At 58.9% G+C, this 24,986-nt stretch carries 22 protein-coding genes; 15 read left to right on the top strand and 7 right to left on the bottom strand.

Annotated features, from left to right (window positions below; translation table 11 throughout):
• Nucleotides 1-9: 9 nt before the first annotated feature.
• The 3 genes from dgcA to EAH78_RS28680 form a co-directional block, all read right to left on the bottom strand.
• Nucleotides 10-2,070, bottom strand: a complete 2,061-nt coding sequence (dgcA, locus tag EAH78_RS28690) for a dimethylglycine demethylation protein DgcA (RefSeq protein ID WP_140671250.1) — start codon at nt 2,068-2,070, stop codon at nt 10-12.
• A 15-nt stretch (nt 2,071-2,085) separates the two neighbouring features.
• Entirely contained in the window at nt 2,086-2,616 is a 531-nt protein-coding gene (locus EAH78_RS28685; RefSeq protein WP_007947752.1) for a DUF5943 domain-containing protein, read from the bottom strand.
• A gap of 78 nt (nt 2,617-2,694) precedes the next feature.
• On the bottom strand, nt 2,695-3,672 hold the full coding sequence (locus tag EAH78_RS28680; protein WP_008033250.1) for a dipeptidase: 978 nt from the start codon (nt 3,670-3,672) through the stop codon (nt 2,695-2,697).
• A 234-nt stretch (nt 3,673-3,906) separates the two neighbouring features.
• On the opposite strand from EAH78_RS28680, the gene EAH78_RS28675 reads away from it, so the two are divergent.
• The 5 genes from EAH78_RS28675 (at nt 3,907) to EAH78_RS28655 (ending at nt 8,419) form a co-directional block, all read left to right on the top strand.
• The gene (locus tag EAH78_RS28675; protein WP_140671313.1) at nt 3,907-4,308 is read left to right on the top strand and encodes a lysozyme inhibitor LprI family protein; all 402 of its coding nucleotides are present in this window, start codon (nt 3,907-3,909) and stop codon (nt 4,306-4,308) included.
• A gap of 213 nt (nt 4,309-4,521) precedes the next feature.
• Complete coding sequence (locus tag EAH78_RS28670) at nt 4,522-4,776, top strand: type II toxin-antitoxin system RelE family toxin (protein ID WP_140671246.1); 255 nt, start codon at nt 4,522-4,524, stop codon at nt 4,774-4,776.
• Nucleotides 4,760-5,083 carry a helix-turn-helix domain-containing protein gene (locus EAH78_RS28665; RefSeq protein WP_140671244.1) on the top strand — a complete coding sequence of 108 codons (324 nt, stop codon included), beginning with the start codon at nt 4,760-4,762 and terminating at the stop codon, nt 5,081-5,083. Before EAH78_RS28670 ends, EAH78_RS28665 begins: the two co-directional genes overlap by 17 nt.
• Before the next feature lie 32 nt (nt 5,084-5,115).
• Entirely contained in the window at nt 5,116-5,535 is a 420-nt protein-coding gene (locus EAH78_RS28660) for a DUF3010 family protein (RefSeq protein ID WP_140671241.1), read from the top strand.
• A 91-nt stretch (nt 5,536-5,626) separates the two neighbouring features.
• Entirely contained in the window at nt 5,627-8,419 is a 2,793-nt protein-coding gene (locus tag EAH78_RS28655; RefSeq protein ID WP_140671238.1) for an RHS repeat-associated core domain-containing protein, read from the top strand.
• A 58-nt stretch (nt 8,420-8,477) separates the two neighbouring features.
• On the opposite strand, the gene EAH78_RS28650 is transcribed toward EAH78_RS28655, so the two are convergent.
• A complete protein-coding gene (locus tag EAH78_RS28650; RefSeq protein WP_140671236.1) occupies nt 8,478-9,428 on the bottom strand; it encodes a GlxA family transcriptional regulator in 951 nt (316 codons plus the stop codon).
• A gap of 190 nt (nt 9,429-9,618) precedes the next feature.
• On the opposite strand from EAH78_RS28650, the gene choX reads away from it, so the two are divergent.
• The 6 genes from choX (at nt 9,619) to EAH78_RS28615 (ending at nt 15,159) form a co-directional block, all read left to right on the top strand.
• Nucleotides 9,619-10,563, top strand: coding sequence for a choline ABC transporter substrate-binding protein (gene choX / locus EAH78_RS28645; protein ID WP_027926648.1), 945 nt, complete (start codon nt 9,619-9,621; stop codon nt 10,561-10,563).
• A 101-nt stretch (nt 10,564-10,664) separates the two neighbouring features.
• The gene (locus tag EAH78_RS28640) at nt 10,665-11,552 is read left to right on the top strand and encodes a 3-keto-5-aminohexanoate cleavage protein (protein ID WP_123434654.1); all 888 of its coding nucleotides are present in this window, start codon (nt 10,665-10,667) and stop codon (nt 11,550-11,552) included.
• A 179-nt stretch (nt 11,553-11,731) separates the two neighbouring features.
• Nucleotides 11,732-12,697, top strand: coding sequence for an L-carnitine dehydrogenase (locus tag EAH78_RS28635; protein WP_027926646.1), 966 nt, complete (start codon nt 11,732-11,734; stop codon nt 12,695-12,697).
• A gap of 154 nt (nt 12,698-12,851) precedes the next feature.
• A complete protein-coding gene (locus tag EAH78_RS28630; protein ID WP_140671234.1) occupies nt 12,852-13,328 on the top strand; it encodes a thioesterase family protein in 477 nt (158 codons plus the stop codon).
• A 14-nt stretch (nt 13,329-13,342) separates the two neighbouring features.
• Nucleotides 13,343-14,506: a gamma-butyrobetaine dioxygenase gene (locus EAH78_RS28625; protein WP_140671231.1), complete on the top strand. Its 1,164-nt coding sequence runs from the start codon at nt 13,343-13,345 to the stop codon at nt 14,504-14,506.
• 389 nt (nt 14,507-14,895) lie between these two features.
• Nucleotides 14,896-15,159 (top strand): hypothetical protein, encoded by a 264-nt coding sequence (locus tag EAH78_RS28615; protein ID WP_140671226.1) that lies wholly within the window; start codon nt 14,896-14,898, stop codon nt 15,157-15,159.
• A 105-nt stretch (nt 15,160-15,264) separates the two neighbouring features.
• Here EAH78_RS28615 and EAH78_RS28610 read toward each other — a convergent pair whose 3' ends face one another.
• Both EAH78_RS28610 and EAH78_RS28605 read right to left on the bottom strand, forming a co-directional pair.
• Entirely contained in the window at nt 15,265-16,368 is a 1,104-nt protein-coding gene (locus tag EAH78_RS28610; protein WP_027926642.1) for a GlxA family transcriptional regulator, read from the bottom strand.
• Between the two features lie 554 nt (nt 16,369-16,922).
• The gene (locus tag EAH78_RS28605; RefSeq protein ID WP_140671222.1) at nt 16,923-18,299 is read right to left on the bottom strand and encodes an L-serine ammonia-lyase; all 1,377 of its coding nucleotides are present in this window, start codon (nt 18,297-18,299) and stop codon (nt 16,923-16,925) included.
• Between the two features lie 435 nt (nt 18,300-18,734).
• Here EAH78_RS28605 and EAH78_RS28600 point away from each other — a divergent pair, with 435 nt between their 5' ends.
• The 3 genes from EAH78_RS28600 (at nt 18,735) to choV (ending at nt 21,769) form a co-directional block, all read left to right on the top strand.
• A complete protein-coding gene (locus tag EAH78_RS28600; protein ID WP_140671219.1) occupies nt 18,735-19,682 on the top strand; it encodes a choline ABC transporter substrate-binding protein in 948 nt (315 codons plus the stop codon).
• 66 nt (nt 19,683-19,748) lie between these two features.
• Entirely contained in the window at nt 19,749-20,594 is an 846-nt protein-coding gene (gene choW, locus EAH78_RS28595; RefSeq protein ID WP_140671217.1) for a choline ABC transporter permease subunit, read from the top strand.
• Nucleotides 20,591-21,769 carry a choline ABC transporter ATP-binding protein gene (gene choV / locus EAH78_RS28590; protein ID WP_027926638.1) on the top strand — a complete coding sequence of 393 codons (1,179 nt, stop codon included), beginning with the start codon at nt 20,591-20,593 and terminating at the stop codon, nt 21,767-21,769. Before choW ends, choV begins: the two co-directional genes overlap by 4 nt.
• 198 nt (nt 21,770-21,967) lie before the next feature.
• Here the strand turns inward: choV and EAH78_RS28585 are convergent, their stop codons facing one another.
• Entirely contained in the window at nt 21,968-23,917 is a 1,950-nt protein-coding gene (locus EAH78_RS28585; protein WP_240051947.1) for a BCCT family transporter, read from the bottom strand.
• A gap of 380 nt (nt 23,918-24,297) precedes the next feature.
• On the opposite strand from EAH78_RS28585, the gene betI reads away from it, so the two are divergent.
• Entirely contained in the window at nt 24,298-24,891 is a 594-nt protein-coding gene (gene betI / locus EAH78_RS28580; RefSeq protein ID WP_123434663.1) for a transcriptional regulator BetI, read from the top strand.
• Nucleotides 24,892-24,986 lie beyond the last annotated feature (95 nt).

Genomic DNA, 24,986 nt, shown 5'->3' with positions numbered 1-24,986 from the left:
GTAAATCCGTTAGAAATCCTTGCACAACCGCAGCGCGTCATAGATCGCCGCGTGGGTGTTGCGTTGCGCCACGCAGTCGCCGATGCGGAACAGCAAATAGCCGTCGCCCGCCTGGCTCAGAGAAGGTTGTGGCTTGATCGCGAACAGGGCTTCGATGTCCATCTGGCCTTTGTTGCGCGAGCCTTCCTTGAGCGCGTAGTAGATTTCTTCGTCCGGACGCACGCCGTTTTCGACGACGACCTGGTCCACCACCCGCTCCTCTTTGGCGCCGGTGTATTCGTTTTCCAGCACCGCCACCAGTTTGTCGCCTTCGCGGTAGACCTTCTCCAGCATCATGTCCCCGGTCATGATCACTTCTTTCGGGTACATGCTGCGGTAGTACGTCGGGAACGACGTGCCGCCAATCGCCACGCCCGGCTTGATGTCGTCAGTGACGATCTCGACCTGGCTGCCCTTGTCGGCGAGGAAGTCGGCGGTCGACATCCCGGTGAACTCGCAAATGGTGTCGTAGACCAGCACGTTTTTGCCCGGCGCAACCTTGCCATCAAGGATGTCCCAGCTGCTGACCACCAGGCCTTCAGCCGCGCCCCAGTGTTCGTTTTGCTCCAGGAACGGATGGCCGCCAACAGCGAGCACCACCACGTCCGGACGCAGGTCGAGAATGGTCGCTGCATCGGCCGCCACGCCCAGGCGCAGGTCGACTTTCAGACGCGCCAGCTCCAGTTGGAACCAGCGAGTGATACCGGCAATCTGGTCCCGTTGCGGAGCTTTCGAGGCGGTAGTGATCTGCCCACCGATAAATTCTTTCTTCTCGAACAAGGTCACGTCGTGGCCACGTTCGGCGGACACGCGTGCAGCTTCCATCCCCGCAGGACCGGCACCGACCACCACAACCTTGCGTTTCACACCAGTCGACTTCTCGATGATGTGCGGCACGCCCATGTATTCACGAGAGGTCGCGGCGTTCTGGATGCATAGCACGTCCAGGCCCTGATACTGACGGTCGATGCAGTAGTTGGCGCCGACGCATTGCTTGATCTGGTCGACCTGGCCCATTTTGATCTTGGCGATCAGGTGCGGGTCCGCGATGTGGGCGCGGGTCATGCCGACCATGTCAACGTAACCGCCTTCCAGAATACGGGTCGCCTGGTTCGGGTCCTTGATGTTCTGCGCGTGCAGAATCGGCGCCTTCACCACTTCCTTGATACCGGCCGCCAAATGCAGGAATGGCTCCGGTGGATAACTCATGTTGGGGATAACGTTGGCCAGGGTGTTGTGGGTGTCGCAACCCGAGCCGACCACACCGATGAAGTCGATCATGCCGGTGTCGTCGTAGTACTTGGCGATCTGCTTCATATCTTCGTGAGACAAGCCGTCCGGGTGGAACTCGTCACCGCACAGACGGATGCCGACGCAGAAATCCGGCCCGACTTCAGCCCGCACGGCCTTCAATACTTCCAGGCCGAAACGCATACGGTTCTCGAAGCTGCCGCCCCATTCGTCGGTACGTTTGTTGACGCGAGGGCTCCAGAACTGGTCGATCATGTGCTGGTGCACGGCGGACAGTTCAACGCCGTCCAGGCCACCGGCCTTGGCGCGTGCCGCAGCGCTGGCGTAGTTGCCGATCACTCGCCAGATTTCTTCCGGCTCGATGGTTTTGCAGGTCGCACGGTGCACCGGTTCACGGATACCCGACGGCGACAGCAGGGTTGGCCAGTGCTCGCCGTCCCAGCGCGAACGACGGCCCATGTGGGTAATCTGGATCATGATCTTGGCGCCATGCTTGTGCATGGCATCGGCCAGGTTCTGGAAGTGCGGAATGATCCGATCGTCGGCCAGGTTGACCGATTTCCACCAGCCTTGCGGGCTGTCGATGGCCACACTGGAGGAACCGCCGCAAATCGCCAGGCCGATCCCGCCCTTGGCTTTCTCTTCGTAATACTTGACGTACCGGTCGGTGGTCATGCCGCCGTCGGTGGCATAGACCTCGGCGTGCGCGGTGCTGAGCACGCGGTTACGGATGGTCAGTTTGCCGATCTGGATCGGCTGGAACATTGCTTCGAAAGCCATGGCGGGGTCCTCGACTTACAACGGCTTGACGGTGAACAAACCGTCGTCGTGGCCTTCTTCGGAGCCACCGTAGACTTGCTCGGCAACCGTACGAATCTTGCTGCCACGAGCCTGCAGAATCTGATCCATGGCACCGGCAAACCAGCCGGTGAACATGTAGTCGACCTTACGCCCGACCTTGCCGTAGACGTAGACGAACGCCGAGTGTTCGAGCTTGACGCTGGCGGTGCCTTTGTCGAGGTCGATGTCCTGGATCTTGAACAGGCCCCAACCGCGTTGCGACAGGCGCTTCATGTAATGCTCGAACACCGCGACGCCTTCCAGGCCGTGGCATTCGGCTTCTTTTTCACACCAGTGCCAGGCGGATTTGTAGCCGGCCTTGTAGAGAATCTCGGCGTAGGCTTCGGCGCCCAATACTTCCTCGATGCCCATGTGGTTATTCACGAAGAAGTGACGTGGCACGTACAGCATTGGCAGGGCGTCGGAGGTCCAGACACCGGTTTCGCTGTCGACTTCGATTGGCAATTGCGGGGCGATCTTGGCCATGGAAACTTAACTCCAGAAAAATTTTGGTGTTGCCCCCGGCGCGGACGGCCGGGGGAAAGGATTCAGAGGTGCGGTGGCTTATTCGCCCCAGACGTCTTTGAGGACGTTCACCCAGTTCTCGCCCATGATCTTGCGCACCACGCGCTCGGAATGACCGCGCTTGAGCAAGGTTTCGGTCAGGTTCGGGAACTCGCCGACGGTGCGGATGCCCAGCGGGTTGATGATCTTGCCGAAGCTGGTCAGGCGGCGGGCGTAGCCCTTGTCATGGGTCAGGTATTCGAAGAAGTCCTGGCCATGGCCCTGGGTGAAGTCGGTGCCGATGCCGATGGCGTCTTCGCCGACAATGTTCATGGTGTATTCGATGGCTTCGGCGTAGTCGTCGATGGTCGAATCGATGCCCTTGGCCAGGAAAGGCGCGAACATGGTCACGCCGACGAAACCGCCGTGATCGGCGATGAACTTCAGTTCTTCATCGGACTTGTTGCGCGGGTGGATTTTCAGACCCGACGGCAGGCAGTGCGAGTAGCACACTGGCTTCTTCGATTCGAGGATGACTTCTTCGGAGGTTTTCGAGCCGACGTGGGACAGGTCGCACATGACGCCCACACGGTTCATCTCGGCGACGATTTCGCGACCGAAACCCGACAGGCCGCCATCGCGCTCGTAGCAACCGGTACCTACCAGGTTCTGGGTGTTGTAGCACATCTGCACGATGCCGACGCCGAGCTGCTTGAACACCTCGACATAGCCGATCTGGTCTTCAAACGCGTGAGCATTCTGGAAGCCGAACAGGATGCCGGTCTTGCCCTGCTCCTTGGCTTTACGGATGTCGGCGGTGGTGCGCACCGGAATCACCAGGTCGCTGTTCTCGCGGATCAGCTTCTGGCTGGCGGCAATGTTATTGACGGTGGCCTGGAAGCCCTCCCACACCGACACGGTGCAGTTGGCTGCGGTCAGACCGCCCTTGCGCATGTCTTCGAACAGTTCACGGTTCCACTTGGCGATAATCAGCCCGTCGATAACGATACTGTCGGCGTGCAATTCGGCTGGGCTCATCAGGCTGTCCCCTATTAGCAATTCATGCGCCGAATCGTGTGCCGGCGCTTTGGGGCCAGCATATGCCTGAGGGACGGGGCAGCCGGGTGCAAAAACGACAGGGGGTTTGCCGAAAGCGTCAATCCGCGACAAAGGGTCGCCGCCGGGCACGATTGCCCACCTGTTCAAGGGGCTGCGCATAGGCCAGAATTCGCGGCATTACTGAATGCACAACTGGATTGGGGCGGCGACGCAATGAAATCGATCTTTCTGGCTTTGGCACTGATAGCGACCGGCGTACACGCCGCTGAGGAATCCGACGACAACCCCTGCGACAACGTCGTAAACGACGTCCAGACGCTCGAATGCTCGACCTTCAGCCGAACCACTGCCGAAGACCTGCTCAAAGACAACTACAAGGGCCTGGCCGAACGCATGCAAACGGCCTACGGCAAGAACCCGTCCCAACTGGCCGACATCACCGCCAAACTCAAGGCCGCTCAGCAGCAGTGGCTGAAGACTCGGGATGCGGATTGCGCGGTGGAAGCGTTTCCCGCGACGAGTGGTAGCAAGGCGTTCACCATTGCGCAGAATGATTGCGTGGCGCGGATGAGTGATGAGCGGTCGGAGTTTTTGGAGTCGATTGGGCAGGAGTGAGGCTGATTAGTCGTCGGAAGCTGGCACCACCGCCAGCTTTCAACACCAAGTAGTTTCCTTTTCCCACAGCACTTGCATACCCCCCCTACAACTGTCTTTTTGTCCCATAAACAACCGCATCGACTATGCAACATGCCGACATTGTTCGTTTATTGGCGGCCTTGAAAATATAAGTAAATATTCGCAATTCTTATAAAAGACTTATATTCTCCCATGAACAGGATTCACTGGACTCGAAAGGCCGTTAAGCAGCTTCTGAAATTGCATTCCGCTCACCAGATCCAGGTCCGTGATGCCGTCACGGTGCTGACTGGCATGCCTGATATAGGCAATGTCAAAGCACTGGTCAGTCATGACTACGCCTATAGACTTCGAGTGGGCAACTATCGAGTCATGTTCGACTGGGATGGAGCAATCAAAGTGGTCAGTATTCAAGAGGTCAAAAAACGCGATGAACGCACCTACTGACGTTCAAATCATCAACGACGCGGAGGGCAACCCTGCTTTCGTGGTCATTCCCTACGCGCAATATGTGGCGCAAAAGATTGAGCCCGACCTGATTCCCCACGAAGTCGTCAGCCGCATCGTTGATGGCTCGACGCCGATTCGCGCTTGGCGCGAACACCTGAACCTTACCCAGGATGAAGTTGCCAAACGCATGGGTATTTCCCAACCGGCCTTCGCTCAGCAAGAGACGGTTGCGAAGCCGCGCAAGGGCACCCGCGAGAAGATTGCCGTGGCGCTTGGCATTACGGCCAATCAACTTGAGCTGTAGGCTGCAAACCACCATTTGTGAAAGGGATTGAAATGAAAATCTGCGGCATCGAAATCAAAGGCAGCGAAGCGATCATCGCCGTAGCCTCCCTCGACGGTCAGGCACTGAGCCACGTCGCCCTGGCCACCAAGAAAATCGCCCTCGACGATGATGACGAAGCCGCCAACGTCAAACTTTTTGCCGCTCTGGTGGCGTCGTTTGTGCGGGAGAATTCCATCGACCGGATCGCGATCAAGAAGCGCAGCAAGAAAGGTGAGTTTGCCGGTGGGCCGACCACGTTCAAGATTGAGGGCGTTTTTCAACTGCTGGAAAGTTGCGAGGTGACGTTGCTGTCGCCGCAGACCATTAATGCGCAGAACAAGAAGTTTGACTTTGCGCTGCCGGAGACGCTGAACAAGTATCAGCATGAAGCCTTCAAAGCCGCCTGTTCAATGTTGATGAAAAGCCGGTAGGCAGCGGTGTCCACCTGTAATTTCTGACAGTAGACGGGAACTTCGAATGAGGTAAGCATAGGTCTGGTTTCCAGTCAGGTGCTCCAGACCAATGATGAGCGATTCGACGGCCAACATTCATCACAATACCCCCCTGCTCTGGGGGAACGATCCGCGCGGCCTGACCATCAGGACCGTGGCTTATGAGCGTCGTGATTCCGGTCTCGCTCAGGCACGCATCTCTCGCCAGGAGTTCAATGCACACGGACGCTTGAATTCACAATGGGATTCCAGGCTTCTGGAAAACGGGGGGGGGCCGAACCTCTCGACCATTTTCACGTTGTCAGCCCAACCAATACTCACAAGAAGCGTTGATTGCGGCTGGCGCGTGCTGCTTCTGGGCCCCGCCCATCAACTCCTGCGCGCGTGGGATGGTCGTCATAGTCAGCAACAGATCAAGTACGACGGACTGCTGCGCCGAACTGAAGTGACAGAATACCTTCAAAATGAAGCGCCCTCTGTGACCGAGCGACTGATCTATGCCGATAGTCGCCCCGAACATGCTCGACACAATCAATGCGGTCAACTGATCAGCCAATTTGATTCAGCAGGACATCTTGAGATTGCGGAGTTCGACATACAGGGTCGGAGACTGAGCGAAACCAGACGTTTCTTGAGCGACTTGCAGACACCAGACTGGTCATCCAACCCGGATGAAAACACCCCAAGGCTCGAAATTGAATCAAACATCACTCGCAAGAAATACAACGCTCTGGGTGCCGTGGAGAATCAGACCGATGCGCGAAACAATCAGCAGATAAGGCTCTACGACATCGCAGGACAACTTCAAAAGGTTCAGCTAAAACGCCCGAATCTACCCGTCAAAACATTGCTTAGCCACATCACTTACAGCGCAACAGGCAAGGTAGAAAAGGAGACGACAGGTAACGGCGTACAGACGACTCGCCTGTATGAACCCGAATCCGACCGATTGATTCAATACACTGTCGCGGGTCCGGATCACGACTTTCAAAATTGTTTCTATCGCTACGACCGAGTTGGCAATATCTGCGAAATCCAGGACCTGGCACAACCGACGCGTTACTTCCGAAACCAGCGGACCGCGGCTGTCAGCACGTTCAAATACGACACCCGCTATCAACTGATCGAAGCTACAGGTCGCGAATCCGTACCCAATGCTCAGGGTCCGGCCCTTCCCGAATTGCATAAACCGACTATCGATCCCACTCGAATGGGCAACTACAAGCAGACATTTACCTACGACCCGGCGGGAAACCTGAAAACCCTTTGCCATGCAGGAAGTCACCCCTACTCCGTCGAAATGGCCATTGACCCCGCAAGCAATCGCAGCCTGAAAAAACCTGACGTGGGTGAACCTGATTTCACGGGCAGCTTCGACAGTAATGGCAACCTGCTGATGTTGTCGCCAGGGGCGGAAAAAATGCGATGGGACGCCCGTAATAGACTGACTGAAGTCATCCAAGTCGCGCGTCGACAAGACCAGAACGACACTGAATCCTATTGGTATGACAGCGACGGACAACGATTACGCAAAGTCATACATACCAAGACCAGCGCCTTGATGCGAACAGCCGAAGTTCGTTTTTTGCCGGGGCTGGATATTCATTACGACCCTGACGGAGAAACCCGTCATGTCGTCAATATCGAAGCGAGCCACAGCCGGGTTCAGTCGCTGCACTGGCTCACTGACCCGCCGGAAGGCATGGCTAATAATCAGATTCGCTACAACCTGGTTGACAATCAAGGTTCCTGCACTCTTGAGGTGGACGAAGATGCAGGCTTGCTGACGCAAGAAGGCTATTACGCGTTTGGCGGTACGGCGTGGTGGGCTGCCCGCAGTGACGTCGAGTCCAGGCACAAAAGTATTCACTACAGTGGTAAAACACGGGATAGCAGCGGGCTGGTCTACTACGGGTATCGGTACTACGCACCTTGGCTGTTTCGCTGGATTAATCCTGACCCTGCGGGGTCGGTCGACGGTCTGAACCACTTCCGGTTTTGTAGGAACAACCCCGTTACCTACAAAGACTTCACAGGGGCGCAATCGGTCATCAATGGCGATGGACCGGACGATATCAAGTTGCCGAGCGATATGACCCTCGAGCAAATCGAGACTATTCAATTATCCAAAGGCAAAGGGGCGATGTTAACGGGAACAATCGTGCATCAGATCAGCCTGCCCAAACAGTTCAAGCTCGATAACATGAGCCGCGAAACGTTCAAAAACGCCGGTCCTGGAACAGCATTTACGGCGATCGCCAATGTCTACACAGGAGATATTTACTTTTCCCCACTGGAGTCAAACGCTCGGAGCCTGCCGCCCACCAATCGAACCCGAACCGAATCCTTCGTCACCCACACTCGCCTGGGCAAAGTACCTAACCCGCCAATAGCACATCAGGGCGGTGGCGAGAACCCAAGTCATACGCAGCTGGCTCAACGTGTAGGTCTTGATCAAAAAGACGCGGTTGGTTTCGCCTTGAGTAGCGGTCTGAATCGCGGCATCTACAACATGACCTTCATGTCACGGTCCAGCCAAAACACTCCGCTTGTTGATGATGACTCGAATGACCGACTGAGTTATGTCGATCAAAAAGATCTGCAGAAATATAAATTCGTGACGGAAAGCAGCGGAGGAGTCCTCACCCGGACGCATCAAGTCAGCGTGCTGCCACCTAGGTGGGGGAATGCCATTTATGACTACTTGTCGGGTGAGTTGGGGGAAGACAGTCATGACCAGGACCCCAACGTGTTTACCAGAAAAACGCGCTCCGAACCGGCGGCGTTTGCGCCGCCACCGCCGCCTCCAATGTTAATGGCACAGAAACCGAGTCAGCCGTTACGTCCTCGGGTGGTGCATTAGAAAAAATGCCTATCCCGCACGCCTCAGGATTATTGAGGAGCCGCACGCGTGCCGAAGCCTAGGCTTGCGCTGCCGTTCCTCTACGATCCTCCCGCGGACACCGTTCAAACTTCGCCCGATAACTGCGGGTGAAATACGACGGCGATTCAAACCCGCACGCAATACTCACTTCCAGCACGCTCATGTCGGTCTGGCGCAGCAACTGCCGCGCCTTCTCCAACCTCAACCGCAGATAGAAATTGCTCGGTGTGTCGTTCAAGTGCAGCCGAAACAGGCGCTCCAGCTGCCGGCGCGTGACCTTGATCGATTCGGCCAGCGCAAGCGTGCTCAGCGGCGGTTCGCTGTGCTGCTCCATCTCCCCAATCACGTGAACCAGTTTCTTGTTACTGATGCCATAACGCGTGGCGACTTCCATGCGCTGGTGGTCTTTGCGCGGGCGAATGCGGCCGAGCACAAATTGCTCGCTGACCTGAATCGCCAGTTCCGGGCCGTGGGCTTGGCTAATGAGGTCAAGCATCAGGTCGATAGAGGCGGTGCCGCCGGCCGAAGTGATGCGTCGGCGGTCGATCTCGAACAGCTCCTGGGTGACGCTGAGCTGTGGATAGGATTCCTTGAAGGCGTCGATGGCTTCCCAGTGCAGGGTCAGACGATGGCCGTCGAGCAGGCCGGCCTCGGCGAGAATGAAACTGCCGGTGTCGATGGCGCCGAGGGTCACGCCTTCATTGTCGAGACGGCGCAACCAGTGCTCCAGTGCCGGCGTGGCGAATTTCAGCGGTTCGAAGCCGGCGACCACCAATAGCGTCGCGCCTTTCTTCAGCGGCTCCAGCGCCGCGTCGGCGTTGACCGACATGCCGTTGCTGGCCAGCACCGCCCCGCCATCGGCGCTCAATACGTGCCAGCGATACAGCTCGCCGCGGAAGCGATTGGCGACCCGCAGCGGCTCGATGGCCGAGATAAATCCAATCGCCGAGAAACCCGGCATCAACAAGAAGTAGAAATCCTGGGACATGGAGCGCACTCGATAGGCGGCGTGAAGATGTTGATACGCCACTTGCACGCGGCATTCAAGAGTGCAGGTCGCTGCAGTGCAAGAGCTGGTCGCCGTGGTGCGCTTTCACGGGCCTTGAGCTGCGTAACTTGGCATCACCGGCGCATCAGACACCGGAACCCACAATAAACGAACTGCCGAGGAACCTGAGATGAAACGACTGATCAGCAGCTGTGTTCTTGCACTCAGTGGTACCGCATTGCTGAGCGCCAGCGTCATGGCCGCCGAACCTGCATCGTGCCAGAACGTGCGCATGGGGGTAGTGAACTGGACTGACGTAATCGCCACCAGCGCCATGACCCAGGTCCTGCTCGATGGCCTCGGCTACAACACCAAACAAACCAGCGCTTCCCAGCAAATCATCTTCGCCGGGATCCGCGACCAGCGCCTGGACTTGTTCCTCGGCTACTGGAACCCGCTGATGACCCAGACCATCACCCCGTTCGTCGATGGCAACCAGGTCAAAGTGCTGCAAGCTCCAAGCCTGAAAGACGCCCGCGCGACCCTCGCCGTACCTACATACCTGGCCGACAAGGGCCTGAAAACCTTCGCCGACATCGCCAAGTTCGAGAAAGAACTGGGCGGCAAGATCTACGGCATAGAGCCAGGTTCAGGCGCCAACACTCAGATCAAGGCGATGATCGCCAAGAACCAGTTCGGCCTCGGCAAGTTCCAGCTGGTCGAGTCCAGCGAAGCCGGCATGCTGGCCGCAGTGGATCGCGCCGTGCGCCGCAACGAGGCCGTGGTGTTCTTCGGCTGGGCGCCGCACCCGATGAACGTCAACGTGAAAATGACCTACCTCACCGGCAGTGACGACGCCCTCGGCCCGAACGAAGGCATGGCCACGGTCTGGACTGTCACCGCGCCGAAATACGCCGAGCAGTGCCCGAACATCGGTCGCTTGCTGAGCAACCTGACTTACACCGCCGAAGACGAGAGCCGGATGATGCAGCCGCTGCTGGATCACAAGGACGCCTTCGAATCGGCCAAGCAATGGCTGAAAGATCACCCGCAAGACAAACAGCGCTGGCTCGAAGGCGTGACCACCTTCGATGGCAAACCGGCGGCTGAAAATCTGCAACTGACCAGTAAATAAAACCGGACCGAACCACCGATTCGCAGCCCGACCGGGCTGCGAACGGGGCCACTACGCCTGGCCTTTCTCCTGAAAAACACTTGCCTGTAAGGAACCGCCCAATGAACCACGACGTCATCATCACCTGCGCACTCACCGGTGCTGGCGACACGACCAGCAAGAGCCCACACGTGCCGGTCACCCCGAAACAAATCGCTGCCGCCGCCGTGGAAGCCGCCAAGGCCGGCGCCACCGTGGTCCACTGCCACGTGCGCAACCCCGAAACCGGCAAGTTCAGCCGCGACGTGGCGTTGTACCGTGAAGTGATGGAGCGGATCCGCGAGGCCGACGTCGACATCATCGTCAACCTCACCGCCGGCATGGGCGGCGACCTTGAAATCGGCGCCGGCGAGAACCCGATGGAGTTCGGCCCGAACACCGACCTGGTCGGCCCGCTGACCCGTCTGGCGCATGTCGAAGAACTGCTGCCGGAAATCTGCACCCTCGATTGCGGCACCCTGAACTTCGGCGACGGCGACACCATTTACGTGTCCACCCCGGCCCAGCTACGTGCCGGCGCCAAACGCATTCAAGAGCTGGGCGTGAAAGCCGAGCTGGAAATCTTCGACACCGGTCACCTGTGGTTCGCCAAACAGTTGATCAAGGAAGGCCTGCTCGACGACCCATTGTTCCAGCTGTGCCTGGGCATCCCATGGGGCGCACCGGCCGACACCACCACCATGAAAGCCATGGTCGACAACCTGCCAGCCAATGCGGTGTGGGCCGGGTTCGGCATCGGTCGCATGCAGATGCCGATGGCGGCGCAAGCGGTGCTGCTTGGCGGCAACGTGCGGGTCGGTCTGGAAGACAACATCTGGCTGGACAAGGGCGTACTGGCGACCAACGGCCAACTGGTCGAACGCGCCGGCGAAATCCTCAGCCGCCTCGGCGCCCGGGTTCTGACGCCGGCGGAAGGCCGGGCAAAAATGGGCCTGACCAAGCGCGGTTAACGGCTAACAATATTTTCCAACTGTGGGAGCGAGCTTTTGTGGCGAGGGGGCTTGCCCCCGTTGGGTCGCGAAGCGGCCCTAGAATCTCTGCGACTACTTCGCAGCCGAACGGGGGCAAGCCCCCTCGCCACAAAAGCCAGATTCCACAGGGGATCACCGAATTCTTTCAGGACGTCGCCATGACTTTTATCACCGAAATCAAAACTTTCGCAGCCCTGGGCAGCGGTGTCATCGGCAGCGGTTGGGTGTCTCGCGCCCTCGCCCACGGCCTTGACGTCATCGCCTGGGACCCGGCGCCCGGTGCCGAAGCCGCCCTGCGCAAACGCGTCGCCAACGCCTGGGGCGCACTGGAGAAACAGGGCCTGGCGCCTGGCGCTTCGCAGGATCGTCTGCGCTTTGTCGCGACGATTGAAGAATGCGTACGCGATGCGGATTTCATTCAGGAAAGCGCCCCTGAGCGCCTCGACCTGAAACTGGAACTGCACAGCAAAATCAGCGCGGCAGCCAAACCTAATGCCTTGATCGGCTCCAGTACTTCGGGCCTGTTGCCGAGCGAGTTCTACGAGAGCGCGACGCACCCGGAACGCTGCGTGGTCGGTCACCCGTTCAACCCGGTTTACCTGCTGCCGCTGGTGGAAGTGGTCGGTGGCAAAAACACCGCGCCAGAAGCCGTACAAGCGGCGATGAAAGTGTACGAATCCTTGGGCATGCGTCCGCTGCATGTGCGCAAGGAAGTACCCGGTTTTATCGCCGACCGCTTGCTCGAAGCGCTCTGGCGTGAGGCGCTGCACCTGGTGAACGACGGCGTGGCGACCACCGGTGAAATCGACGACGCGATTCGTTTTGGCGCGGGTTTGCGCTGGTCGTTCATGGGCACGTTCCTGACCTACACGCTGGCCGGCGGTGACGCGGGGATGCGCCACTTCATGGCGCAGTTCGGGCCGGCCTTGCAGTTGCCGTGGACCTATCTGCCTGCGCCGGAGTTGACCGACAAATTGATCGATGATGTGGTGGATGGCACCACTGATCAGTTGGGCACGCACAGCATTTCGGCGCTGGAGCGCTATCGTGATGATTGCCTGCTGGCGGTGCTGGAGGCGGTGAAGACCACCAAAGAGAAGCATGGGATGGCCTTCAGCGAATAACCCATCAGCAGGTCTGGCCCCTTCGCGAGCAAGCCCGCTCCCACATTGGTTCTGCGTTGTGAAATAGACAGTGTTCACACCACAAATCCCCTGTGGGAGCGGGCTTGCTCGCGAAGACGACGGTCCAGTCACCCTTAATTCTGGAACAGACATCATGCCCGCCCTAACCACCTACCAAACCCGCATCATCCCCGACTGGGTCGACTACAACGGCCACCTGCGCGACGCCTTCTACCTGCTGATCTTCAGCTACGCCACCGATGCGCTGATGGATCGCCTAGGGCTCGACAGCGACAACCGCGAAGCCAGCGGCCACTCGCTGTTCACCCTCGAACTGCACCTCAATTACCTGCACGAAGTGAAGCTCGACGCCGACGTCGAAGTGCACACGCAAATCATTGGCCACGACAGTAAACGCCTGCACCTCTACCACAGTCTGCATCGGGTCGGAGACGACAAGGAACTGGCCGGGAACGAGCAGATGTTGCTGCATGTCGACCTCGCCGGGCCGCGATCCGCGCCATTCAGTGAGTTGTCGCTGAGCAAGCTGCAAGCCATCGTCGCCGAACAAACCGACCTGTCCACCCCCGCGTACATTGGCCGAGTGATCGCTTTACCCTCAAAAAAATAAGAAGGAGATCGCCATTGAACACCGCCGCCGCTTTTGCCGACTTCCGTACCTACCCGTTGATCAGCGCGTTGACCGCCGTACAAACCCTGGCGGACCGAATTCAAGTGAACTGGGCAGACGGGCGTGTCAGCCCCTTCCATCATCAGTGGTTGCGCGACAACTGTCCCTGCCCGCAATGCGTCTACACCGTGACCCGCGAGCAAGTGCTGGAAATCGTCGATGTCGCCGAAACCCTGTTGCCGACCGACTCGCGCGTTGATGCTGAAGGTTGTCTGTGCGTTGATTGGCAGGACGGTCATCTCAGCCGCTTTGATCCGGGCTGGCTGCGCGCCCATGCCTATGACGATGAATCCCGCGCCGAACGTGAGGCCCGCAAACCCAAGGCCAGGCTTTGGCAGCAGGATTTGCAGTTGCCGGTGTTCGATTACCAGGCACTGATGAATGACAACGACGCCCTGCTGCAATGGCTGCTCGCGGTGCGAGATATCGGCCTGACGCAAGTGCGCGGCGTCCCCACTGAACCGGGTTCGCTGAAGTTGATCGCCCAGCGGATTTCCTTCATCCGCGAGAGCAATTTCGGCGTGCTGTTCAACGTGCAATCCAAAGCCGATGCCGACAGCAATGCCTACACCGCTTTCAACCTGCCGTTGCACAGCGATCTGCCGACCCGGGAGCTGCAACCGGGGCTGCAATTCCTGCACTGCCTGGTCAATGATGCCGACGGTGGCGAGAGTATTTTTGTCGACGGTTTTGCCATCGCCAATGCCTTGCGCAGCGAGGATCCCGAGGCGTTTAAAAGCCTTTGTGAAATCCCCGTGGAATTTCGCAACAAGGACCGTCACAGCGACTACCGCTGCCTGGCGCCAATCATCGCGCTGGATGCACGCGGGCAAGTGTCGGAAATCCGCATGGCGAATTTTCTGCGTGGGCCGTTTGATGCGTCCGTGGAGCAGATGCCCAAGCTGTATCACGCTTACCGTCGGTTCATTGCGATGACCCGGGAAGCGCGGTTTCGGCTGATGACGCGGCTGAATCCGGGTGAGCTGTGGTGCTTTGATAACCGTCGCACGCTGCATGCGCGCAATGCGTTTGATCCTGCCAGCGGTGCGCGGCATTTTCAGGGCTGCTATGTCGATCGTGATGAATTGTTGTCGCGGATTCTTGTATTGCAACGCTAAAACCGCGTCATCGTTCTTCGCGAGCAAGCCCGCTCCCACACTCGACCGTATTCTGCTGTTAGAACTCGGTTGAATGTGGGAGCGGGCTTGCTCGCGAAGGCGTCAGTCAATACACCTCAAATCTCCCTGATTCACAGGCAAAAAAAACCCCGATCAAGCCGTGACAGGATCGGAGCTGAGGAGGGTACTGTTGAGGAGCCGTTGCGCGAGGGTGACCAAACCTTCGTGTTGCCAGCTGAGTCCAGTGTGCCCACTCCCTTGATTCACAAGTTAGCCGAAAACGACCTGTTCATAGGTATTGCGGCCATTGCGACAAATCGCCCTTGCCGCCACTTCGTCCCCCTACCAGAATCGAGCCAAGACACCGTTCCCTGAAGAAGGATTGCGTCATGATGTACGCCGATTTGATTGACCAGGAGGATCTGTTGGGCCAGCTCAAGGCACTGGGCTTTGCAGTGCCCCCTGGCGCCACCGCCGAACAGGCCTGCGAATGCGCGGTACGGGGTTTGAACAACGAACGGGCAATGGAACTGCGGACCATGGTCAAGCAGATGTACACCAGCAGCGCGACCATCCTGCCGGCGGTGCGTCAGGCAATCGACAGGCAATTGCTGCCAGCGTTGGCGGAGTATCAGCAAAGTCCCCGAACTTGACAAACCGCCTTCGCGAGCAAGCCCGCTCCCACATTCAACCGCGCTCCCCTGAGAAAACTCGGTCGAATGTGGGAGCGGGCTTGCTCGCGAATGGGGCGCCTCGGTCTAGAGCCGTACGCTGGCGAAAGTCGACTCGTTGCGCGCCTGACTCAACGCCGACAACGGCCCGGACAACGGTGACAGCACCAGCGCCTGCGGCAGTGGCATCATCGCCACCTGTTGCGTGGTGTTGGAGCCTACGCGCTCGTCACGCGGTGGAATGCCGAAGTATTCGCGGTAGCACTTGGAGAAGTGCGGCGTGGACACGAAGCCACACACCGACGCCACTTCGATGATCGACATCGGCGTCTGCTTGAGCAACTGCCGGGCGCGGATCAGGCGCAGCTTCAGGTAGTAGCGCGATGGCGAGCAGTGCAGGTATTTCTGGAACAACCGCTCAAGCTGACGACGCGACACGGCGACGTACACCGCCAATTCGTCGAGGTCGATCGGTTCTTCGAGGTTGGCTTCCATCAGCGCCACGATTTCCTGCAACTTCGGCTGATTGGTCCCCAGCATGTGTTTCAGCGGCACGCGCTGGTGATCCTGCTCGTTGCGGATACGTTCGTAGACAAACATTTCCGAGATCGCGGCGGACAGTTCACGGCCGTGATCGCGGCTGATCAGGTGCAGCATCATGTCCAGTGGCGCGGTGCCGCCGGAGCTGGTGAAACGGTTACGGTCGAGGGTGAACAAGCGGGTGCTCATGGCCACACGCGGGAAGGCTTCCTGCATCGAGGCCAGGCATTCCCAGTGCACGCTGCAATCGAAACCGTCCAGCAGGCCGGCGCAGGCCAGGGCCCAGCTGCCGGTGCAGACCGCGCCGAGGCGACGGGACTGACGCGCCTGGCTTTGCAGCCATGACACGTGTTCACGGGTAACGGTGCGCTGGATGCCGATACCGCCGCAGACAATGATGGTGTCCAGTGGCGGGGCTTTGTGCATGGAGCAGTCGGGCGTGATCTGCAAACCGTCACTGGCCCAGACCTGGCCGCCATCGACGGTGAGTGTGGACCAGCGATACAGCTCGCGGCCGGACAATTGGTTGGCCATGCGCAGGGGTTCAACTGCGGAGGCCAGAGAAATAAGCGTGAAATTGTCCAACAGCAGAAAGCCGATGGATTGAGGCGCACGGTTCTGGGGTTGGGCCCCGGAGTTGGACGTCGTCATCGCGGTATCTCCTCACACAAAGCGGGTGATGGCCTCAGGCGGAGGCTCTTGTTATTGCCATCGTTCTCGCGTGGGAGACGGGCTTTGTAATGACAGAGCAATTGCCATGCCTAAATTGAATGCGCGTTCAATAACTCCTGAAAACGACGTCGCGACATGTCTATATAAGCCGCGCGGCGAAGGGGGGATATAAGTGCCATTATCGGCGATAGACGCCCTGCCCCGTTGGGCGTGAGCAAATCGGTAGCACTTGTGGGAACAGGGCTGCGAAGTGCCGGGAAAGAGTGTCACCGCAGGCACGGGTTACGAGTGGTCAGGGGTGGTTTGGATCCCTGTGATTCGGAACGGGGCTTATCTGTAAGCGACGCGCTAAAAGGTGGCGTGTTTGGGATCGGGTGTTCATTTAGCGCGCAATTTTGACTGGTCTTCTCTGGCAAATGAGTTTTTTGTGGCGAGGGAGCTTGCTCCCGCTGGACTGCGCAGCAGGCCCATTTGTTGGGGCCGCTTCGCGACCCAGCGGGAGCAAGCTCCCTCGCCACAGGGTCAACCCGGTATCAGCATTCAACCGCGCTAACCGCCAACCCACCCCGCGAAGTCTCTTTATATTTGTCATGCATGTCGGCGCCGGTATCGCGCATGGTGCGAATCACCCGGTCCAGCGAGATAAAGTGCTGACCATCCCCACGCAGCGCCATCTGCGCCGCGTTGATTGCCTTCACCGCCGCAATCGCATTGCGCTCGATGCACGGCACTTGCACCAGTCCGCCCACCGGGTCGCACGTCAGGCCGAGGTTGTGTTCCAGGCCGATTTCCGCCGCATTGCACAACTGCTCCGGCGTCGCACCGAGAATCTCCGCCAGCCCCGCTGCCGCCATCGCGCAGGCCGAACCCACTTCGCCCTGGCAACCGACTTCGGCGCCGGAGATCGAGGCGTTCTTCTTGCACAGAATCCCCACCGCCGCAGCACTGAGGAAATAGTCGACCACGTTGGCGTCTGTCACCGCCTCGCTGAACTTCATAAAGTAGTGCAACACCGCCGGAATGATTCCCGCCGCGCCATTGGTCGGCGCCGTGACCATGCGCCCACCCGCAGCGTTCTCTTCGTTGACCGCCAGGGCGAACAGGTTGACCCACTCCATGGCGCTCAAGGTCGAGCCGATCACGTTCGGCTTGCCCAGCTCCTGCAAGCTGCGGTGCAACTTCGCCGCGCGACGGCGCACGTTCAGGCCGCCGGGCAGGATGCCTTCGTGCTTGAGGCCCTGGTCGACGCAATCCTGCATGGCGCGCCACAACTTCATCAGGCCGGCGCGAATTTCTTCTTCGCTGCGCCAGACTTTCTCGTTGGCCATCATTAATTCAGCCACGCGCAGGTTGTGCGTCTGGCATAGGCTCAGCAGTTCGACGGCGCTGGAGAAGTCGTACGGCAACACGGTGCGGTCCAGATCGACCACGCCGCTGGAGGCCTGGGCCTCATCCACGACAAACCCACCGCCGACGGAATAGTAGGTGTCGCGATGCAGCTCACCGTGATCGCCTTCGACGATCAGGGTCATGGCATTAGGGTGGAACGGCAGGTTTTCGTCGATCAGGCGCATGTCCCGTGCCCAGATGAACGGCACCGACAAACGACCGTCGAGCAGCAACGTGTGGGTTTCGCGCAGGGTTTCGATGCGGATGCCGATTTGCGACGGATCGATCACGTCGGGCCACTCGCCCATCAGGCCCATGATCACCGCATTGTCGCTGCCGTGACCGATGCCGGTAGCCGACAGCGAACCATAAAGTTGAACTTCGACGCGTCGCACTTGTTCCAGTAGATGCTTGTCCCGTAGCGACTCGACAAACAGCGCGGCGGCCCGCATCGGCCCCACGGTGTGCGAACTGGAAGGGCCGATGCCGATTTTGAACAGGTCGAAAACACTGATAGCCATTACTGCCGAACTCCTGGATGTGCCGACTCCAGACGCAAAGGCGCCCAGTGGCGGAGCTGCTACGCTCAAGCTGCAATCCGCCGAGATGGCCGCATCATCAGGCTTTTGTCATGTCGTTCGACGTCTCACACCGACGCACTCATGCCCACTAACGCCGCAGGGCGGTGACGCAATGTTTTCGCCGTTTTTTAGCGGATCAGAGGGGGAAAGAGGGCTGAAAAAAGCTGTAAACGACGTCACCGACACTGGATGCGACCATCCCTGTACTGGTTACGACGCCCCCTGTAGGCGTCAGATTTTCACTGGTACATGATCGTATCGACTCGATTGCAAGGCGCCGTGGTAGAGCTGTCTCCAAAACGCCATCCAACCGCAACCTATAAGTGCGGTGGTCCAGTCGGAACACTGCCAAAAAAAACACCAAGGAGTCCATCCATGAAAGGTTCCCCGTCGTTGTTGTTGGCCGCCATGCTGAGTCTGCCGTTACTGGCTCAAGCTGCAGAACCCGCTCAGTGCAGTACCGTAAACTTCTCCGATGTCGGCTGGACCGACATTACCGCGACAACCGCTACCACCAGCGTCGTGCTCGACGCCCTCGGCTACAAGACCAAAACCACGATGATTTCCGTGCCGGTGACCTACAAGTCCCTGGCCGACGGCAAAAACATGGATGTCTTCCTGGGTAACTGGATGCCGACCATGGAAAACGACATCAAGGCTTACCGCGATGCCGGCACCGTCGACGTGGTGCGCACCAACCTGACCGGCGCCAAGTACACCCTCGCCGTGCCACAAGCGCTGTACGACAAAGGGCTGCATGACTTCGCCGACATCGCCAAATTCAAGAAAGAGCTCGACGGCAAGATCTACGGCATCGAACCTGGTAACGACGGTAATCGCCTGATCCAGAGTATGATCGACAAGAACGCCTTCGGCCTTAAAGACGCTGGTTTCAAAGTGGTCGAGTCCAGCGAAGCCGGCATGTTGTCGCAGGTCGATCGCGCGCAGAAGCGCGACACCGCCGTGGTCTTCCTCGGCTGGGCGCCACACCCGATGAACAAGCGCTTCAAGATTCAATACCTCACCGGTGGTGACGACTTCTTCGGCCCCGACTTCGGCGCCGCCACCGTGGCAACCAACACCCGCAAGGGTTACGCCCAGGAATGCAGCAACGTCGGCCAACTGCTAAAGAACCTGGAATTCAACGTCGACATGGAAAGCTCTCTGATGGGCAACATCCTGGACGACAAGATGAAGCCTGACGCGGCCGCCAAGGCCTGGCTCAAAAAGAATCCACAGGTCCTCGATACCTGGCTCGCTGGCGTGACCACCATTGACGGTAAACCAGGCCTGGAGGCCGTGAAAGCCAAGCTCGCGCAGTAATCGCTTACGCCGGGCGGCTTCGGCCGTCCGGGCTGTTTATTTCCTTGCATGCGGACGTTCACTACCATGCTGATTGATCAGAAAATCCCTTTAGGCCAGTACATCGCGGGCTTCGTTGAATGGTTGACGCAACACGGCGCCAGCACCTTCGACGCAATCGCCGTGACACTGGAAACGATGATCCACGGCGTGACTTTTGCGCTGACCTGGTTCAACCCGCTGGCATTGATCGGCCTCATCGCGCTACTGGCACACTTCATTCAACGCAAGTGGGGACTGACCGTTTTCGTCATCGCCTCCTTCCTGCTGATCCTCAACCTGGGGTACTGGCAGGAAACCATGGAAACCCTCGCCCAGGTGTTGTTCGCCACCCTGGTCTGCGTGGTCATCGGCGTGCCGTTGGGCATCGTCGCCGCGCACAAACCGATGTTCTACACACTGATGCGTCCGGTGCTCGATCTGATGCAGACCGTACCGACGTTCGTGTACCTCATTCCTACCCTGACCCTCTTCGGTCTGGGTGTGGTCCCGGGCCTGATCTCGACGGTAGTGTTCGCGATTGCCGCGCCTATCCGCCTGACCTACCTGGGCATTCGCGATGTTCCGGAAGAATTGATGGACGCTGGCAAGGCCTTTGGCTGCTCGCGCCGTCAGCTGCTCTCACGGATTGAACTGCCCCACGCGATGCCAAGCATCGCAGCCGGCATCACCCAGTGCATCATGCTGTCGTTGTCGATGGTGGTGATCGCGGCACTGGTAGGCGCCGACGGCCTGGGCAAACCCGTGGTCAACGCACTGAACACTGCTGATATCGCCCTGGGCTTCGAAGCGGGCCTGGCGATCGTACTGCTGGCGATCATGCTCGACCGTATCTGCAAACAACCCGACGCCAAAGTAGGGGGTGACGCATGAGCATTATTCGCTTCGATAACGTCGACGTAATCTTCTCCAAGGATCCACGCGAGGCACTCAAGCTGCTGGATCAAGGCATGACGCGTAACGAGATCCTGAAAAAGACCGGGCAGATCGTGGGTGTGGAAAAGGCCAGCCTGGACGTCGAAAAAGGTGAAATCTGCGTACTGATGGGCCTGTCCGGCTCCGGCAAGTCCAGCCTGCTGCGCTGCATCAACGGCCTCAACACCGTCAGCCGTGGCAAGTTGTTTGTCGAGCACGAAGGCAAGCAGATCGACATCGCCTCCTGCACCCCGGCAGAACTGAAAATGATGCGCACCAAGCGCATTGCGATGGTGTTCCAGAAATTCGCCCTGATGCCTTGGTTGACCGTTCGCGAAAACATCAGTTTCGGCCTGGAGATGCAGGGTCGTCCCGAGAAGGAACGGCGCACACTGGTGGACGACAAGCTGGAACTGGTGGGCCTGACCCAATGGCGCAACAAGAAACCCAACGAGCTGTCCGGCGGTATGCAACAACGTGTGGGCCTGGCCCGCGCACTGGCGATGGACGCCGACATCCTGCTGATGGACGAACCGTTCTCGGCACTCGACCCGCTGATCCGCCAGGGCCTGCAAGACGAATTGCTGGAACTGCAACGCAAGCTGAGCAAGACCATCGTCTTCGTGAGTCACGACCTTGATGAAGCCCTGAAGCTCGGCAGCCGCATCGCGATCATGAAAGACGGCCGGATCATCCAGTACAGCAAGCCGGAAGAGATCGTGCTGAACCCGGCGGACGACTATGTGCGGACCTTCGTCGCGCACACCAACCCGCTGAACGTGTTGTGCGGCCGCAGCCTGATGCGCACGCTGGACAACTGCAAGCGCATCAACGGTTCGGTGTGCCTGGATCCAGGCGGCGATTCGTGGCTGGACCTGGCTGAAGGCAACACCATCAAGGGCGCTCGCCAGAACGGCGCGAGCCTGGACCTGCAGAACTGGATTCCAGGGCAAGCGGTGGAAGGTTTGGGCCGTCGGCCGACGCTGGTGGACTCGAACATCGGCATGCGCGATGCGCTGCAGATTCGTTATCAGACAGGCAACAAACTGGTGTTGCACGACAACAACAAAGTGGTCGGGATTCTCGGGGACAGCGAGCTGTATCACGCGCTGCTCGGCAAGAATCTGGGGTAAGGCAGCAGACACAAAAACGCCGCGAGAGGATCGCGGCGTTTTTGTTAGTGCAGACATCAGGTTTGGAATGCTGACAACTGTGGCGAGGGAGCTTGCTCCCGCTGGGTTGCGAAGCGACCCCAAGAACTTGTGAGCGCTACGCACTCAAGCGGGAGCAAGCTCCCTCGCCACAACAGCTTTACCGCATGACCTCAAGGTTTAGCTATAGACACGGCCAAGGAGCTGCCGATGGCTTTCAAACTGATCGAGCACGTCACGGGTGATCTGATCCTGGGTGAAGCCCATCAAGTCGTAATCCTGGCTGCCGTTGTGCAGGTACACCTCGGCGCGGTAGTAGCGTGCGCGCGGTTCATCAGCACTTTCAGCCGACGCCATGTCACTCGCCCCCGCCAGATAGCCGTCCAGGCTCACTTCGTAGACAAAAGGGTTGCCCTCTTCCATTTCGATCCGCACGCCCATGCAGCGTTTCGACTTGCCCAGCAACGTCTGCACCTCCAGACCCTGACCACGCAATTGCACCGCCGCATCTTCCAGCGCCGGGCTGACTTGCTTGTCCATGAAACGCTGAACAATCGACTGGTTCGGTTGCAGGTCCAGCTGAGTCAAACGCTCGCTGAAACCACGACGACCGCGCGCCGCCAACTCCGCTTGTTCCTGCTCGATCTGCACGTCCTGGCGCATGGCCTTGTGCAAGCCGAACATGAAGAACACCAACACCACCGAGAACGGCAGGCCGGCCAGCACCACCATGGTTTGCATGGCTTCGAAGTTACCGGCGAACAGCAGGCCGATGGTCACCAGGGTGATCACCGCCGACCAGAAGATCCGCAGCCAGTGCGGCGCATCTTCGTCGACATTGCCGCCCTTGCACGAAAGGTTGGCCATCATCACCGCGCCGGAATCCGCCGGGGTCAGGAACAGCACGAAACCGACAAAGATCGACACGCCGATCACAACTTTCGACGCCGGGTAATGCTCAAGCAATTGGTAGATCGCCATGGACGGCTGTTCGAGCGCCGTCTTTCCGAGCTCCACCGCCCCATGGTTCATCACCAGGTCCAGGGCCGAGTTACCGAAGATCGACAGCCACGCCAAGGTGAAACCCAGCGGAATCAGGAGCACGCCGGCCACCAGTTCACGCACCGTGCGACCACGGGAAATACGCGCGATGAACATGCCCACGAATGGTGCCCAGGAAATCCACCACGCCCAGTAAAACAGGGTCCACAGGCCCAACCAGCGGTCGGACTTCTCACTGTCGCCTTCGTACACATACAGGTCGAAGGTCTTCAGGACCACGCCGTTCAAGTAGTCACCGATGTTCTGCACGAAGCCGTTGAGCAGGTGCAGGGTCGGGCCGAACAGCAGGACGAAAATCAGCAGGCCGCTGAACAGCACGATGTTCAGGTTGGACAGACGACGGATACCGTTTTCCACACCGGACACGGCAGCAATGGTCGCCACGGTGCTCATCACGATGATTACGATCAGCAGGTTGGTGTTGCTGTGTTCCATGCCGAACAGGTTTTCAAGCCCCGACGACACCTGCAGCGAACCAATCCCCAGGTTCGTCACCAGCCCCAGCAGGGTCACGAACATGCCAAAGCCGTCCACCGCATGACCGGCTGCGCCTTTGACCCAGCGCTCGCCCACCAGCGGATACAGCGCCGAACGCAACGCCAACGGCTGGTTATGACGATAAGCAAAGTAAGCAACGGCCAGACCGACCAGTGCGTAAATCGCCCAGCCATGCAGGCCCCAGTGCAGGAACGTCAGTTGAACGGCCTGACGGGCGGCCATGTTGCTGGCGGCCACGCCTTCCGGCGGGTTGAAGTAGTGGTCCAGCGGCTCGGAAGCACCGAAATACAACAGCGAGATGCCGATACCCGACGAGAACAGCATCCCCGCCCAGGCGCCGTAGCTGAAGTCCGGGGTGTCGTCCTTGCTGCCCAGTTTCAGTTTGCCGTAGGAAGAAAACGCCAGACCGACCACGAACACCAGGTAGGCGGCGATCACCACCATGTAGTACCAGCCGAAGCTGCGGGACAACCAGGCCTGGGCAATGCCGAGCAATCTGCCGGCCTCTTGCGGGGCGATGATCAGAATGGCGGTCAACAACAGGATCAGCGCGGTAGAGGTGTAGAACACCCAACCGTTGACCGTCACCTTATCGGGTGGGGTCTTTATAAGAGAGGCAGAACTCATGGCACAGATGCTCCAGGCAGTGCGAGAGAAGAACACAAGGCAACGCGTTACCCGACCAATCGGTTAGTGGGCAGCCGACCGGCGGGTGATATAAAGACACCCCGAAAAAAGCCCGAAACCCCGGAAGCGCCAGTGCGCGTAGGTTTCGAGCATTTTCGGAAGTCGTTTTTTCCGCCACTGCGCGTAGGAAAAACCTGTAGGCAGCGACGATTTGTCGCAGATCTTATTCTTTGTTGATTGAACGTTCAATCAAAACAAAATAGACTGGCCCTCAATCCGGTAGCCGTTTGACGTCCACCGGAAGGCCTAAGGAGATGTGCAAGATGCCCAAGGTCGGTATGCAACCCATCCGCCGCCAGCAACTGATCGAAGCCACATTGCTGGCCGTCGACCAGGTCGGCATGGGGGACGCCAGCATTGCGCTGATCGCCCGTTTGGCCGGTGTCTCGAATGGCATCATCAGTCATTACTTTCAGGACAAGAACGGCCTGATCGCCGCCACGATGCGGTACCTGATGAGTGTCCTCAGCGAGAACGTCACCCTGCGCCGCCAAGCGCTGACAGATGAAAGCCCACGGGCACATCTGCAGGTGATCATCGAAGGCAACTTCGACGCCAGCCAGGTCAATGGACCGGCAATGAAAACCTGGCTGGCCTTCTGGGCCACCAGCATGCACCAGCCGTCTTTGCACAGGTTGCAGCGGATCAACGATCACCGTCTGTATTCCAACCTGTGTTGCCAGTTCCGCCGCGTATTGCCGCTCGATGATGCGCGCAGTGCAGCCCGTGGCCTGGCAGCGTTGATTGACGGTTTGTGGCTGCGCGGCGCGCTGTCGGGAGATGCTTTCGACACCGAGCAGGCGCAACAGATCGCTTACGAATACATGGATTTCCAACTGGCCAAGCGGGTGAGTTAGAGCACACACAGAACGCTCAACCCCCCGAACCGCCACTGAACAGCGTGCCAGCGCAACACGGTACGCCCAGTGGTCAACGCCAACCACTTATGCAC

Source organism: Pseudomonas arsenicoxydans (genome assembly GCF_006438915.1).
In the GTDB taxonomy this organism is placed as follows: domain Bacteria; phylum Pseudomonadota; class Gammaproteobacteria; order Pseudomonadales; family Pseudomonadaceae; genus Aquipseudomonas; species Aquipseudomonas arsenicoxydans_A.
The sequence above is the reverse complement of the archived record's forward strand: the minus strand, read 5'-3'. Positions and strand labels throughout refer to the sequence as shown.

Excerpts from the sequence above, each read along its gene's own strand:
- dgcA (WP_140671250.1), bottom strand. The coding sequence starts at position 2,070 with ATGGCTTTCGAAGCAATGTTCCAGCCGATCCAGATCGGCAAACTGACC.
- EAH78_RS28685 (WP_007947752.1), bottom strand. The coding sequence starts at position 2,616 with ATGGCCAAGATCGCCCCGCAATTGCCAATCGAAGTCGACAGCGAAACC.
- EAH78_RS28680 (WP_008033250.1), bottom strand. The coding sequence starts at position 3,672 with ATGAGCCCAGCCGAATTGCACGCCGACAGTATCGTTATCGACGGGCTG.
- EAH78_RS28675 (WP_140671313.1), top strand. The coding sequence starts at position 3,907 with ATGAAATCGATCTTTCTGGCTTTGGCACTGATAGCGACCGGCGTACAC.
- EAH78_RS28670 (WP_140671246.1), top strand. The coding sequence starts at position 4,522 with ATGAACAGGATTCACTGGACTCGAAAGGCCGTTAAGCAGCTTCTGAAA.
- EAH78_RS28665 (WP_140671244.1), top strand. The coding sequence starts at position 4,760 with ATGAACGCACCTACTGACGTTCAAATCATCAACGACGCGGAGGGCAAC.
- EAH78_RS28660 (WP_140671241.1), top strand. The coding sequence starts at position 5,116 with ATGAAAATCTGCGGCATCGAAATCAAAGGCAGCGAAGCGATCATCGCC.
- EAH78_RS28655 (WP_140671238.1), top strand. The coding sequence starts at position 5,627 with ATGATGAGCGATTCGACGGCCAACATTCATCACAATACCCCCCTGCTC.
- EAH78_RS28650 (WP_140671236.1), bottom strand. The coding sequence starts at position 9,428 with ATGTCCCAGGATTTCTACTTCTTGTTGATGCCGGGTTTCTCGGCGATT.
- choX (WP_027926648.1), top strand. The coding sequence starts at position 9,619 with ATGAAACGACTGATCAGCAGCTGTGTTCTTGCACTCAGTGGTACCGCA.
- EAH78_RS28640 (WP_123434654.1), top strand. The coding sequence starts at position 10,665 with ATGAACCACGACGTCATCATCACCTGCGCACTCACCGGTGCTGGCGAC.
- EAH78_RS28635 (WP_027926646.1), top strand. The coding sequence starts at position 11,732 with ATGACTTTTATCACCGAAATCAAAACTTTCGCAGCCCTGGGCAGCGGT.
- EAH78_RS28630 (WP_140671234.1), top strand. The coding sequence starts at position 12,852 with ATGCCCGCCCTAACCACCTACCAAACCCGCATCATCCCCGACTGGGTC.
- EAH78_RS28615 (WP_140671226.1), top strand. The coding sequence starts at position 14,896 with ATGATGTACGCCGATTTGATTGACCAGGAGGATCTGTTGGGCCAGCTC.
- EAH78_RS28610 (WP_027926642.1), bottom strand. The coding sequence starts at position 16,368 with ATGACGACGTCCAACTCCGGGGCCCAACCCCAGAACCGTGCGCCTCAA.
- EAH78_RS28605 (WP_140671222.1), bottom strand. The coding sequence starts at position 18,299 with ATGGCTATCAGTGTTTTCGACCTGTTCAAAATCGGCATCGGCCCTTCC.
- EAH78_RS28600 (WP_140671219.1), top strand. The coding sequence starts at position 18,735 with ATGAAAGGTTCCCCGTCGTTGTTGTTGGCCGCCATGCTGAGTCTGCCG.
- choW (WP_140671217.1), top strand. The coding sequence starts at position 19,749 with ATGCTGATTGATCAGAAAATCCCTTTAGGCCAGTACATCGCGGGCTTC.
- choV (WP_027926638.1), top strand. The coding sequence starts at position 20,591 with ATGAGCATTATTCGCTTCGATAACGTCGACGTAATCTTCTCCAAGGAT.
- betI (WP_123434663.1), top strand. The coding sequence starts at position 24,298 with ATGCCCAAGGTCGGTATGCAACCCATCCGCCGCCAGCAACTGATCGAA.